The 12837-nt window shown below is 57.7% G+C and carries 16 protein-coding genes and 1 tRNA gene; 15 read left to right on the top strand and 2 right to left on the bottom strand.

Going from position 1 to position 12837, the window contains the following annotated elements; all coding sequences use genetic code 11:
- The first annotated feature begins 37 nt into the window (after window positions 1–37).
- The 15 genes from BLV61_RS10120 (at window position 38) to nadA (ending at window position 11751) form a co-directional block, all read left to right on the top strand.
- The gene (locus tag BLV61_RS10120) at window positions 38–784 is read left to right on the top strand and encodes a YebC/PmpR family DNA-binding transcriptional regulator (RefSeq protein ID WP_047532511.1); all 747 of its coding nucleotides are present in this window, start codon (window positions 38–40) and stop codon (window positions 782–784) included.
- A gap of 148 nt (window positions 785–932) precedes the next feature.
- Window positions 933–1457 (top strand): crossover junction endodeoxyribonuclease RuvC, encoded by a 525-nt coding sequence (ruvC, locus tag BLV61_RS10115; RefSeq protein ID WP_034149140.1) that lies wholly within the window; start codon window positions 933–935, stop codon window positions 1455–1457.
- 114 nt (window positions 1458–1571) lie between these two features.
- Window positions 1572–2180, top strand: coding sequence for a Holliday junction branch migration protein RuvA (gene ruvA, locus BLV61_RS10110; RefSeq protein ID WP_047532510.1), 609 nt, complete (start codon window positions 1572–1574; stop codon window positions 2178–2180).
- The gene (ruvB, locus tag BLV61_RS10105; protein ID WP_090464626.1) at window positions 2181–3242 is read left to right on the top strand and encodes a Holliday junction branch migration DNA helicase RuvB; all 1062 of its coding nucleotides are present in this window, start codon (window positions 2181–2183) and stop codon (window positions 3240–3242) included.
- 127 nt (window positions 3243–3369) lie between these two features.
- Window positions 3370–3837: a tol-pal system-associated acyl-CoA thioesterase gene (gene ybgC / locus BLV61_RS10100; RefSeq protein ID WP_047532508.1), complete on the top strand. Its 468-nt coding sequence runs from the start codon at window positions 3370–3372 to the stop codon at window positions 3835–3837.
- Window positions 3827–4522, top strand: a complete 696-nt coding sequence (gene tolQ, locus BLV61_RS10095) for a protein TolQ (protein ID WP_047532507.1) — start codon at window positions 3827–3829, stop codon at window positions 4520–4522. Before ybgC ends, tolQ begins: the two co-directional genes overlap by 11 nt.
- A 23-nt stretch (window positions 4523–4545) precedes the next feature.
- On the top strand, window positions 4546–4998 hold the full coding sequence (tolR, locus tag BLV61_RS10090) for a protein TolR (protein ID WP_161793955.1): 453 nt from the start codon (window positions 4546–4548) through the stop codon (window positions 4996–4998).
- Window positions 4998–6077, top strand: coding sequence for a cell envelope integrity protein TolA (tolA, locus tag BLV61_RS10085; RefSeq protein ID WP_047532505.1), 1080 nt, complete (start codon window positions 4998–5000; stop codon window positions 6075–6077). Before tolR ends, tolA begins: the two co-directional genes overlap by 1 nt.
- Window positions 6078–6094: 17 nt before the next feature.
- Complete coding sequence (gene tolB / locus BLV61_RS10080; protein ID WP_167361835.1) at window positions 6095–7375, top strand: Tol-Pal system beta propeller repeat protein TolB; 1281 nt, start codon at window positions 6095–6097, stop codon at window positions 7373–7375.
- Between the two features lie 52 nt (window positions 7376–7427).
- Window positions 7428–7925 (top strand): peptidoglycan-associated lipoprotein Pal, encoded by a 498-nt coding sequence (gene pal / locus BLV61_RS10075; protein ID WP_003178634.1) that lies wholly within the window; start codon window positions 7428–7430, stop codon window positions 7923–7925.
- A gap of 6 nt (window positions 7926–7931) precedes the next feature.
- Complete coding sequence (gene ybgF / locus BLV61_RS10070; RefSeq protein WP_090464623.1) at window positions 7932–8771, top strand: tol-pal system protein YbgF; 840 nt, start codon at window positions 7932–7934, stop codon at window positions 8769–8771.
- Between the two features lie 166 nt (window positions 8772–8937).
- Window positions 8938–9585, top strand: a complete 648-nt coding sequence (gene queE / locus BLV61_RS10065; protein WP_047532495.1) for a 7-carboxy-7-deazaguanine synthase QueE — start codon at window positions 8938–8940, stop codon at window positions 9583–9585.
- Window position 9586: 1 nt separating this feature from the next.
- A complete protein-coding gene (gene queC, locus BLV61_RS10060; RefSeq protein WP_047532493.1) occupies window positions 9587–10279 on the top strand; it encodes a 7-cyano-7-deazaguanine synthase QueC in 693 nt (230 codons plus the stop codon).
- Between the two features lie 63 nt (window positions 10280–10342).
- Window positions 10343–10418: transfer RNA gene (locus tag BLV61_RS10055), tRNA-Lys, on the top strand.
- Between the two features lie 274 nt (window positions 10419–10692).
- Window positions 10693–11751 carry a quinolinate synthase NadA gene (gene nadA, locus BLV61_RS10050; RefSeq protein ID WP_047532491.1) on the top strand — a complete coding sequence of 353 codons (1059 nt, stop codon included), beginning with the start codon at window positions 10693–10695 and terminating at the stop codon, window positions 11749–11751.
- A gap of 62 nt (window positions 11752–11813) precedes the next feature.
- On the opposite strand, the gene BLV61_RS10045 is transcribed toward nadA, so the two are convergent.
- Together BLV61_RS10045 and BLV61_RS10040 are read right to left on the bottom strand one after the other, a co-directional pair.
- Window positions 11814–12302 (bottom strand): RDD family protein, encoded by a 489-nt coding sequence (locus BLV61_RS10045; RefSeq protein ID WP_047532490.1) that lies wholly within the window; start codon window positions 12300–12302, stop codon window positions 11814–11816.
- 95 nt (window positions 12303–12397) lie between these two features.
- A complete protein-coding gene (locus BLV61_RS10040; protein WP_010220199.1) occupies window positions 12398–12610 on the bottom strand; it encodes a cold-shock protein in 213 nt (70 codons plus the stop codon).
- Between the last annotated feature and the right edge of the window lie 227 nt (window positions 12611–12837).

The raw sequence follows: 12837 nt of genomic DNA, 5'->3' as shown, positions 1-12837 counted from the left end.
TGGCGGGTAATGTGTCAAAGAGAATTCGGAGCGAGTTATGGCAGGTCATTCCAAGTGGGCGAACATCAAGCACCGCAAAGAACGTCAGGATGCCAAGAGAGGCAAGATCTTCACCAAGTGGATTCGTGAGCTGACCGTCGCGGCCCGTCAGGGTGGCGGTGATCCGGGCTCCAACCCGCGTTTGCGCCTGGCCCTGGACAAGGCCCTGGGTGCGAACATGAGTCGCGACATCATTGATCGGGCCATTGCCCGAGGCACCGGTGCGGCAGACACTGACGATGTGGTCGAGTTGACCTATGAAGGTTACGGCCCGGGTGGTGTAGCGGTGATGGTCGAGTGCATGACCGACAACCGCAACCGCACGGCGGCGGCGGTACGCCATGCGTTCAGCAAGTGCGGCGGCAACCTGGGTACCGACGGTTCGGTCGCCTACCTGTTCGAGCGCAAGGGTCAGATCTCCTTCGTGCCTGGCGTTGATGAAGACGCACTGATCGAAGCGGCCATGGAGGCTGATGCCGATGACGTGGTGACCAACGAAGACGGTTCCATCGACGTGTTCACCTCATTTGCCGGTTTCTATTCCGTGCGTAACGCGCTGGAAGCGGCCGGGTTCAAGGGTGATGACGCGGAAATCGTCATGCTGCCGACCACCAGCGCCGAACTGGATCTGGAGGGCGCCGAGAAAGTCCTCAAACTGATCGACATGCTCGAAGACCTGGACGACGTACAGAACGTTTACTCCAACGCGGACATTCCAGAGTCGGTGGCCGCACAGCTCGGTTGATTTTGCCTTTGTCGGAGCGAGCCTGCTCGCGATGAGCCCGAGAGCGGCGCGCTAATTCAGTTAGCCCGCATCATCGTTGGCGCCCATCGCGAGCAAGCTCGCTCCTACAGGTTCGACACTTGGTTTTTTCCAATAGCCCGCAGGCGTTATGACTTTAATTCTAGGTATCGACCCCGGTTCGCGTATCACCGGTTATGGCGTGGTGCGCGATACCGGCCGAGGCTGCGTTTACGTGGCGTCGGGCTGCATTCGCACGGGGTCGGGCGAGTTGCATGAGCGCCTGCAAATCGTTTATCGCGGCGTTCGCGAGGTCATCCAGACCTACGGTCCGGTGACCATGGGCATCGAGAAGGTGTTCATGGCACGTAACGCCGACTCGGCTTTGAAACTCGGACAGGCTCGCGGCGCGGCCATTGTCGCTGGCGCCGAAGAAAACCTGGAAATTGCCGAATACACCGCAACCCAGGTCAAGCAAGCGGTGACCGGGACGGGCGGGGCGAACAAAGAGCAGGTGCAAATGATGGTCATGCATATGCTGAAGCTGACCAGCAAGCCGCAAATCGATGCCTCGGATGCCCTGGCCATTGCCATTTGCCATGCTCACACCCGTTCCAGCCTGTTGCCCCATGGTCTGGGCACGGCACGCAGTCGTGGCGGGCGCTTGCGTCTCTGATAGCATCAACAGTCAATTTTATGGAATAAAGGTTTTTCGCCTGTGTCGTCGGCGCAAAATCCTTGTTCTGTCAGTCGCTGGCCTCGCGCTGGCCAACGCTCAAGGATCTGTAACGTGATTGGACGCTTGCGCGGCACACTGGCTGAAAAACAGCCGCCGCATCTGATTCTCGATGTAAACGGTCTGGGGTATGAGTTGGAAGTGCCCATGACTACGCTTTATCGGCTGCCGTCGGTCGGTGAACCGCTGACGCTGCATACCCATTTGGTCGTACGCGAAGACGCGCAGTTACTCTATGGCTTCGTCGGCAAGCGCGAGCGAGACTTTTTTCGCGAGTTGATTCGTCTCAACGGGGTTGGACCGAAATTGGCGCTGGCCTTGATGTCGAGTCTGGAGGTCGACGAGTTGGTCCGTTGCGTGCAATCCCAGGACACCTCGGCGTTGACCAAGGTGCCGGGCGTGGGCAAGAAAACCGCGGAGCGCCTGCTGGTCGAACTCAAGGATCGCTTCAAGGCCTGGGAAACGGTGCCGGCGATGTTTGCCCTGGTGCCGAACCAGCCAGATGGCCCGGCTCCGGTGAACACCGCTGAAAGCGATGCGGTCAGTGCGCTGATTTCCCTGGGTTACAAGCCTCAGGAAGCCAGCAAGGCGATTTCCGCGATCAAGGAGAAAGGGTTGAGCAGTGAAGACCTGATTCGTCGTGCCCTGAAGGGAATGATCTAAGTGATTGAAGCTGATCGTCTGATCGCCGCAACGGGTGGTCCCCGTGATCGCGAGGAAGTCCAGGACCGTGCGATACGCCCTGTCAGCCTGGCCGAATACATTGGTCAGCCGACCGTTCGCGAGCAAATGGAGTTGTTCATCCAGGCGGCCCGCGGGCGTAGTGAGTCCCTGGACCACACGCTGATTTTTGGTCCGCCGGGCCTGGGTAAAACCACCCTGGCCAATATCATCGCCCAGGAAATGGGGGTTTCGATCAAGAGCACTTCGGGGCCTGTGCTGGAACGCCCGGGTGACCTCGCCGCGCTGCTGACCAATCTTGAACCCCATGACGTGCTGTTCATTGACGAAATCCATCGACTGTCGCCGATTGTCGAAGAAGTGCTGTACCCGGCCATGGAGGATTTCCAACTTGACATCATGATCGGTGAAGGACCGGCCGCGCGCTCGATCAAGCTGGATCTGCCGCCCTTCACCCTGGTCGGTGCGACCACGCGGGCGGGGATGCTGACCAACCCGTTGCGTGACCGTTTCGGGATCGTGCAGCGTCTGGAGTTCTACAGCACCGCCGACCTGGCCACGATTGTCAGTCGTTCGGCTAGCATCCTCGGTTTGCCGCTGGATCCGGAAGGCGCCTTTGAAATCGCCCGCCGTGCCCGGGGTACCCCGCGGATTGCCAATCGCTTGCTGCGTCGTGTGCGGGATTTCGCCGAAGTTCGCGCCAAGGGGCACATCACCAAGCCGATTGCCGACCTGGCATTGAACCTGCTGGATGTCGATGAGCGTGGCTTCGATCACCAGGATCGACGTCTGTTGCTGACCATGATCGAGAAGTTCGATGGCGGGCCGGTCGGGGTCGACAGCCTTGCCGCAGCCATCAGCGAGGAGCGTCACACCATTGAAGACGTACTTGAACCCTATCTGATTCAGCAGGGCTACATCATGCGCACGCCGCGGGGAAGGGTGGTGACGCGGCATGCATATCTGCATTTCGGCTTGAACATTCCGTCACGATTGGGCGAGATGCCCGTGATAGACGAGTTCCTTGATGCCGTGGACGATTAATAACCTTTGCGCGCTGATTTATTCGGGCATTGTGCTGTCCTAGGACCGTACTTTTGCAAGAAAGCCGCAGAACAATGAAAAACAGTTGTCTCGCCGGATTGGCAACCTGAGGAGTAAGCACTAGAGTATGCGCGCGCAAAACGGGCTTGAGCCTTTCGCACATCGTTGTCGCGTTTATTACGAGGACACCGATGCGGGCGGCATCGTGTATTACGTTAATTACCTCAAGTTTATGGAACGGGCTCGAACCGAGCGGCTACGAGAACTGGGTTTTGCCCAATCGCAGCTGGCAGGGGAGGACCTGTTGTTCGTCGTGCATTCCAGCGAAGCGCGTTACCACGCGCCGGCGCGACTGGACGACGAACTGTTGGTAAGCGCTGAAGTAATCGAATTGAACCGTGCCAGCCTGCGCTTTAAACAGCAGGTCAGGCGGGCTACGGATAATGTGCTGCTCTGCGAGGGGCAGTTTTTGGTGGCCTGTGTGCGCACTAACAGTTTGAAACCCCGGGCCATTCCCGAAGCTCTACGAGCGGCCTTTGCCGACGTGAGCGGCGCGGGTACACACTCAAAGCAGGAGATAAAGCGTGGAAGCTAACGTCGTCGACCATTCCTCCATGTGGAGCCTGGTCAGCAATGCCAGTGTCGTGGTGCAACTGGTAATGCTGATCCTGGTAGCCGCATCGGTGACCTCGTGGATCATGATCTTTCAGCGCAGCAATCTGATACGCGCTGGCCGACGTGCCCTGGAGAGCTTTGAAGAGCGCTTCTGGTCGGGTATCGACCTGTCCAAGCTCTACCGTCAGGCCGGCAGCAACCCGGACCCGGATTCGGGTGTCGAGCAGATCTTCCGCGCCGGTTTCAAAGAGTTCTCCCGTCTGCGTCAGCAACCAGGCGTCGATCCTGAAGCCGTCATGGAAGGCGTGGCTCGTGCCATGCGTGTAGCCATTTCCCGCGAAGAAGAAAAGCTCGAGCAGAGTCTGCCATTCCTGGCCACCGTCGGCTCCGTCAGTCCGTACATCGGTCTGTTCGGTACCGTGTGGGGCATCATGAACTCCTTCCGTGGCCTGGCGACTGCCCAGCAAGCAACGCTGGCGACTGTGGCGCCCGGTATCGCCGAAGCCCTGGTCGCCACCGCGATTGGTCTGTTCGCCGCCATCCCGGCCGTTATCGCTTACAACCGCTTCTCTGCTCGCAGCGAAACCCTGCTGAGCCGTTACTACACCTTCGCCGATGAATTCCAGGCGATCCTGCACCGCAAAGTGCACACCAGCGAAGAATAAGCAGGTAATTTCCAATGGCTTTAATCGCTCGAGCTCGACACAAGCGCAAGCCGGTCGCCGAGATGAACGTGGTGCCCTACATCGACGTGATGTTGGTACTGCTGGTCATCTTCATGGTGACCGCGCCGATGCTCAATCAGGGCGTGAAAGTTGATCTGCCCAAGGTTTCCAGTGAGGCCTTGCCGCAGGACAACAACACCCAGGTCCTGACCATTTCGATCAAGGCTGACAAGACCTATTACTGGAATCTTGGCAGCGAAGTCGATACAGAGAAGCAGCAGGACAGGGCCATGACCTTGCCTCAAATGACCGATGCGGTGACCAAGATCATTCGCGCCGGCAACGAGGGCGGCAAGCACACCCAGGTCTTCATTCGCGGTGATAAGTCCGTCGATTACGGCTCTGTCATGGGCGCCATGGGCGGATTGCAGAAAGCCGGGGTCGGTAATGTTGGCTTGATTACCGAGGCGCCCTGATGCAACAACAGCGAGAGCCGTCCGCCTCGGAAAGCTACTTCTGGCCTAGTGTCTGGGCGATTGGCTTGCACGTGCTGGTGTTCGGCATGCTGTTCGTCAGTTTTGCCATGACACCGGAACTGCCGCCGGCCAAGCCGATTGTCCAGGCGACCTTGTACCAGCTGAAATCGAAAAGTCGGGCGACCACCCAGACCAATCAGAAGATTGCCGGTGAAGCGCAGAAATCTGCGGCGCGTCAGACCGAAGTCGAACAGATGGAACAGAAGAAGGTCGAGCAGGAAGCGGTGAAGGCTGCGGAACAAAAGAAAGAAGAAGCGGCTCAAAAGGCCGAGGAAGCCAAGAAGGCCGCCGAGTCTAAGAAAGCGGAAGAGGCGAAAAAGGCTGATGAAGCCAAGAAAGCCGATGAAGCGAAGAAGACCGCCGAAGCCAAGAAGGCAGAAGAGAAACAATTGGCTGATATAGCCAAGAAGAAAGCGGAAGAAGAAGCCAAGAAGGCTGCTGAAGAAGAGGCCAAGAAAGCGGCCGCTGAAGAAGCCAAGAAGAAGATTGTCGAAGACGCGAAGAAGAAAGCCGCGGAAGACGCCAAGAAGAAAGCTGAAGCTGAAGAGGCGAAGAAGAAAGTCGCCGAAGAAGCGAAGAAGAAAGCTGCTGCCGATGCTGCGAAGAAGAAAGCGCAGGACGCGGCACGTAAATCCGCCGAGGATAAAAAGGCTCAGGCCCTGGCAGATTTGCTTTCCGACACGCCGCAGCGTCAGCAGGCCTTGGCCGATGAGCAGGGCGACGAAGTCGCCGGCAGTTTCGATGACCTGATTCGGGCTCGTGCAGCGGAAGGCTGGGCTCGTCCACCTTCGGCCCGCAAAGGCATGACGGTCGTGTTGCAAATCGGCATGTTGCCGGACGGTACGGTGACTTCGGTCAGCGTGGCCAAGTCCAGCGGTGACGGTCCATTTGACGCATCGGCTGTGGCGGCGGTGAAGAATATTGGACGTTTGACAGAAATGCAGGGAATGAAGCCGAGCGATTTCGCTCCGTATCGTTCATTCAAGATGACATTCACACCTGAGGATCTAGCCTTGTGAGAAACCTTCTTCGAGGAATGCTGGTCGTTATCTGCTGCATGGCAGGGATGGCGATGGCAGATGAGAAAAACATTCTGGTCACCAGCGGCAGCGATCGGGCTACTCCGATCGCCGTTGTGCCGTTCGGCAACCAGGGCGGCAGCGTGCTGCCGGACGACATGGCCGAAATCATCGGTAACGACCTGCGTAACTCGGGTTACTACTCGCCGATTCCCAAGCAGAACATGATCAGCCAGCCAAGCCAGGCCAGCGAAATCATCTACCGTGACTTCAAGGCGCTGGGCGCCCAGTACGTCATGGTCGGTAGCATCGTTCCTGCCGGCGGTCGCCTGCAGGTTCAATACGCACTGTTCAACGTCGCCACCGAGCAGCAAGTGCTGACCGGTAGCGTGTCGGGGGGTGTCGATCAACTGCGCGACATGGCGCACTTCATCTCCGACCAGTCGTTCGAAAAACTCACCGGTATCAAAGGTGCGTTCTCGACTCGTCTGCTGTACGTGACCGCCGAGCGTTTCTCCGAGAAGAACACTCGCTACACGCTGCAGCGTTCGGACTACGACGGTGCTCGCGCCGTGACGCTGCTGCAATCGCGTGAACCGATCCTGTCGCCGCGTTTCGCACCGGATGGCAAGCGCATCGCCTATGTATCGTTCGAGCAGAAGCGTCCACGGATCTTCATGCAGAACATCGACACCGGCCGCCGTGAGCAGATCACCAACTTCGAAGGCCTGAACGGTGCGCCAGCCTGGTCGCCAGATGGCAATCGCCTGGCATTCGTACTGTCGAAGGACGGTAACCCAGACATTTACGTGATGAACCTGGGTTCGCGTCAGATCACCCGTGTCACCAATGGTCCCGGCATCAACACCGAACCGTTCTGGGGCAAGGATGGTTCGACCATCTACTTCACTTCCGACCGGGGCGGCAAGCCGCAGATCTACAAAACCAGCGTAGGCGGTGGTGGTGCCGAGCGTGTGACCTTCATCGGTAACTACAACGCCAACCCTAAACTGTCGGCTGATGAAAAGACCCTGGTGATGATTCACCGCCAGGACGGTTTCACCAATTTCAAAGTGGCGGCTCAGGATTTGCAGCGCGGTAGCGTAAAAATCCTCACTGATAGCACTCTGGACGAGTCGCCCACTGTCGCGCCCAACGGCACCATGGTAATCTACGCCACCCGCCAGCAGGGCCGGGGAGTCTTGATGCTCGTGTCCATCAATGGACGCGTAAGGCTCCCGCTTCCTACCGCTCAAGGCGAAGTCAGAGAACCTTCCTGGTCCCCTTACCTGAACTGACGCGGCGCTATACGTTTTACTTAACACACTGGGGTTCATTAGGAGTTTCACGATGGAAATGCTGAAGTTTGGTAAATTTGCTGCGCTGGCTCTGGCCATGGCTGTAGCTGTAGGTTGCTCGTCCAAAGGCGGCGACAATGCCGGTGAAGGCGCTGTAGATCCAAACGCTGGTTACGGCGCAAACACTGGTGCAGTTGACGGCTCCCTGAGCGAAGAAGCTGCTCTGCGCGCAATCACCACTTTCTACTTCGAATACGACAGCTCGGACCTGAAGCCAGAAGCCATGCGCGCTCTGGACGTTCACGCCAAAGACCTGAAAGCAAACGGCGCTCGCGTTGTTCTGGAAGGCAACACCGACGAACGTGGTACTCGTGAGTACAACATGGCACTGGGCGAGCGTCGTGCGAAAGCCGTTCAGCGCTACCTGGTACTGCAAGGTGTTTCCCCAGCTCAGCTGGAACTGGTTTCCTACGGCGAAGAGCGTCCAGTTGCTACCGGCAACGACGAGCAGTCCTGGGCTCAAAACCGTCGCGTCGAACTGCGTAAGTAATTCGTCATGCGAACGTGCCGTCGTGCTGTAACTGTTCTGGCTCTCAGTCTCGCACCGCTTTCGGTGTGGGCTGCGGTTCCTGTGGTCGATAACAACTCCGGTTATAACAATAGCGGGAGCAGTTATCCGCCTGCAGGTTACGGTACGAACGGCGCCTATGCCGGGGGAGGGGTTTCGGCCCCTGTCTCGGCACAGGGCGAGCTGTTCAACCAACTGCAATCGATGCAGCAACAAATCGAGCGTCAGCAAGGCGCGATCGAGGTTCTGCAGAATGATGTAGCGCGCATGAAGCAGGAAAACCTGGAGCGATACCAGGACCTGGATCGGCGCATAGGAACCGGCGCTGCACCGGCCGCGACTCCTGAGAATTCTTCTACCGGTGGCAATTTGAATGCCCCCGTTGCTGCAGCTGGCGCAGGTGCGGGAGCGGCTGCCGCTCAAGCACCCGCCGCGGGTAGTGAACCGGCGGACCCGGCGAAGGAAAAGCTCTATTACGACGCAGCCTTCGACCTGATCAAGGCCAAGGATTTCGACAAGGCCAGTCAGGCTTTCGCCGCGTTCTTGCGCAAATACCCGAACAGCCAATACGCGGGTAATGCCCAGTACTGGTTGGGCGAAGTCAACCTGGCCAAAGGCGATCTGCAAGGCGCAGGTCAGGCGTTTGCCAAGGTTTCGCAGCTGTACCCGAAGCACGCCAAGGTGCCTGATTCGCTGTACAAGCTCGCTGACGTAGAGCGCCGTCTCGGTCACACCGACCGCGTCAAAGGCATTCTGCAGCAGGTGGTTTCCCAGTATCCGGGCACTTCCGCCGCTCAGCTGGCTCAACGCGATCTGCAGCGCATGTAAGCCTGCTTGACCCGTTTCGAAGAAACCCGCGCTTGTCGCGGGTTTTTTCGTTAGAATTCACCCCCTTTTTCTGAAACACGCTTTTTGGGATCTGCGCATTGCCGGGGTTCCTTGAAGTGCCTGACGGAGGCGGACAGCCTGTTTAGCTGTTACGCCCGTGGCGACTATGCAAGACACATTGAGAATTACCGAAGTTTTCTACTCGTTGCAGGGTGAAACTCGGACCGCCGGCCTGCCCACTGTTTTTGTGCGTCTGACCGGTTGCCCGTTGCGTTGCCAATACTGTGACAGTGCCTACGCCTTCACCGGCGGAACCATCCGCACGCTTGACGATATTCTTGAGCAAGTGGCTGGTTTCCGTCCGCGTTATGTTTGTGTCACTGGCGGCGAGCCTCTGGCACAACCCAATGCCATTCCATTGCTCAAGCGGTTGTGCGATGCCGGTTACGAAGTGTCACTGGAAACCAGTGGTTCTCTCGATATATCGGCGGTAGATTCCCGCGTCAGTCGCGTCGTCGACCTGAAAACGCCAGGTTCGAACGAGGCGCATCGCAACCGTTACGAGAACATTGAGCTGCTCACGCCCAACGATCAGGTGAAGTTCGTCATCTGCTCGCGGGAAGACTATGACTGGTCCGTGTCCAAATTGATCCAGTACGGTCTTGATCGGCGCGCCGGCGAAGTCCTGTTCTCGCCTAGTCACCATGACCTTAATGCTCGGGACCTGGCTGACTGGGTGGTGGCGGACAACCTGCCAGTGCGTCTGCAATTGCAGCTGCATAAATATCTTTGGAACGACGAACCGGGGCGCTGATATGACAGAACAACTGAACACTGCTGAAAAACGTGCGGTCATCCTGCTTTCCGGAGGTTTGGACTCGGCGACTGTCGTGGCCATGGCCCGCGCCGATGGCTACAGCTGCTACACCATGAGCTTCGACTATGGTCAGCGGCACCGTGCCGAATTGCACGCTGCCGAACGTGTTGCTCGTGATTTGGGTGTGGTCGAGCACAAGGTGATCGGACTGAACCTGAATGGCATTGGCGGATCGGCGCTGACCGACAGCAGCATCGACGTGCCGGAAGCGCCGAGCGAAGGCATTCCGGTGACTTACGTCCCGGCACGCAACACGGTGTTTCTCTCGCTGGCGCTGGGTTGGGCGGAAGTGCTGGGCGCGCGTGACATCTTTATCGGCGTGAACGCAGTCGACTACTCCGGTTACCCTGATTGCCGTCCCGAGTTCGTCGAAGCGTTCGAGCGCATGGCCAATCTGGCTACCAAGGCCGGCGTAGAAGGGCAGGGCTTCCGCATCCAGGCGCCACTGCAAAACCTGAGCAAGGCGCAGATCGTCCAGGCTGGCGTGAAGCTCGGTGTGGACTACAGCCTGACCGTTTCCTGCTATCAGGCCGACGATAATGGCCATGCCTGCGGTAAGTGCGACAGCTGCCGACTGCGTGCGGAAGGCTTTGCAGCGGCCGGAATCAGCGACCCGACACCTTATTTTTGAATTATTTTAAAAAAGGTGTTGAATAGTCCTTAAAAATCAGTATTATACGCGCCACCACACAGCGGGTCGTTAGCTCAGTTGGTAGAGCAGTTGGCTTTTAACCAATTGGTCGTAGGTTCGAATCCCACACGACCCACCATTTTCAAGCTGTTTTAAAAGTCTGGAAGGCCCACGAAAGTGAGGATTTCCGGATTTTTTTTTGCCCGCGATTTAGGTCCGTCCCATTCTTGGGCTGCACTGCGTGACGCAGGTCAGAATCATCTTTTGCATCCCCGGGATATTCTGTAGCCTTGCCCAGCTTCAAAACTGTCCGTGCCTGATGAATACCCACTTTCCCGGCGGTACCCCCTGAAGGGTCCGGAGCCGGGTGTATACTCGACTTTCGCGCGAATGCGCCTGCAGGTCTTGCGAACATGACGCAGATTTCCGAACGCCTTCTGGTTCAAGCCCACCTCGACGCCAAGCAGCCCAAGCCGCTGACCGCCGATGAGGAAGCCTATTACCGTGCCGCCATCGCTGCCGAGCTCAAGGCTCAGGATGCAGTGCTGGTGGCTCACTTCTATTGTGATCCGATCATTCAGGCCCTGGCTGAAGAAACCGGGGGCTGTGTCTCCGATTCGCTGGAGATGGCCCGGTTCGGCAATGCCCATCCGGCCAAGACCGTCGTGGTCGCCGGTGTGAAGTTCATGGGCGAAACCGCCAAAATCCTCAACCCGGAAAAGCGCATCCTGATGCCGACCCTGGAAGCGACTTGTTCGCTGGACCTGGGTTGCCCCGTCGACGAGTTTTCCGCGTTCTGCGATCAGCACCCCGAGCGTACGGTGGTGGTTTATGCCAACACGTCGGCAGCGGTCAAAGCCCGGGCGGATTGGGTGGTGACGTCCAGCTGCGCGCTGGAGATCGTCGAGAGCCTCATGGATAACGGCGAAACGATCATCTGGGGCCCGGACAAGCACCTGGGCACCTACATTCAGCGCCAGACCGGCGCCGACATGCTGCTTTGGGATGGTGCCTGCATCGTTCACGAGGAATTCAAATCCAAGCAGCTCGAAGACATGAAGGCGCTGTATCCCGATGCGGCGATTCTGGTGCACCCGGAATCGCCGACGTCGGTGATCGAGCTGGCGGATGCCGTTGGCTCCACCAGTCAGCTGATCGCGGCGGCGCAGAGCCTGCCGAACAAGACTCTGATTGTCGCCACTGACCGTGGCATCTTCTACAAGATGCAGCAGCTGTGTCCGGACAAGGTCTTTATCGAGGCGCCAACGGCCGGTAACGGCGCGGCGTGCCGCAGTTGTGCGCATTGCCCGTGGATGGCGATGAATACCCTTGAGCGCACGCTCAAGAGCTTGAAGGAGGGGGCGAATGAGATCTTTGTTGATCCTGCGCTGATTCCACAGGCGATCCGACCGCTGAAACGCATGCTCGATTTCACCCATGCGGCGCGAATGAAACTGGCGGGCAACGCCTGATTTTGCGACCTGGAGTCAAAAAAACGCCCCGATCCGATCGGGGCGTTTTTGCATCCGGTGGATTACTTGGTCTTCTTGGGAATCCGCACCAGCCGGGTATTGGAATACATGTCATGCCAACTGCGTTTCTGCTTGTCGAACAGCGACCAGAAAAAACCCAGGCCGACACATAGCAGCGATGCGATGGCCACCACGAAACGCAGCAAAGCCTGCCACAGGCTGATGGCTGAGCCATCGGCATTCTGCACGCGGATGCACCAGACCTGCATTCCCAGCGTCTGCCCAGACCAGGTCCAGAACTTGGCGAAAAAGCCGAACAGTACGAACAGGAGCACTGTCGACAGCAATGGATCGCCATCCAGTGCGCCGGATTCGGTGAGGGCGCGCATTTTGTCTTCGCCGATGATCGCCATTTGAATCATCTTGTAGATGCCGCTGGTGACGATCAGCAGCGCGGTACACAGCAGGAAGTCGTAGAACATCGCGGCCAGGCGACGACCCAGGCCAGCGACAGGGAAATCGCCCTGAGGAGTAAGCAGGTGTTTCGACATGGCAGGCTCTCGGCGAAAAAAGAAGCCATTTTACGGATTTGCGCGCACAAAAAAGCCCCTGATGTCAGCATCAGGGGCTTTTTCGTTACAGAAAATTAGGCTTCTGCGATGACTTCGTCAGCCTGCATGCCTTTCTGGCCTTGCACGGCGATGAAAGTCACTTTTTGGCCTTCTTTCAGGCTCTTGAAGCCGTTGCCCTGAATGGCGCGGAAATGTACGAACAGATCCGGACCGCTCTCTGGAGTGATAAAACCAAAACCTTTCTCGTCGTTAAACCACTTGACGGTACCGCTCTGACGTTGGGACATTTCTTATTTCCTTTGACGCTAAAATTGATGACAGCCTCCTTCTCATGAAAGAGTACTGGGGCTGGTTGCAGGAGAGTAAGAAGACGTCGAACGGGATGTAGCTAACTTGTAGGCTACTGCCCAGGTCACGATTCCAAGCGACCCATGCAAACACAGTGAACAAACTCTACGCCAACTACGGGAGAAAAAACAAGCCCCCGCAAAGCCCCCGGTTTTCCTCAGTTTGA

The organism is Pseudomonas mohnii, assembly GCF_900105115.1.
GTDB classification, from domain to species: domain Bacteria; phylum Pseudomonadota; class Gammaproteobacteria; order Pseudomonadales; family Pseudomonadaceae; genus Aquipseudomonas; species Aquipseudomonas mohnii.
This window is presented reverse-complemented; position numbering and strand designations above follow the sequence as displayed.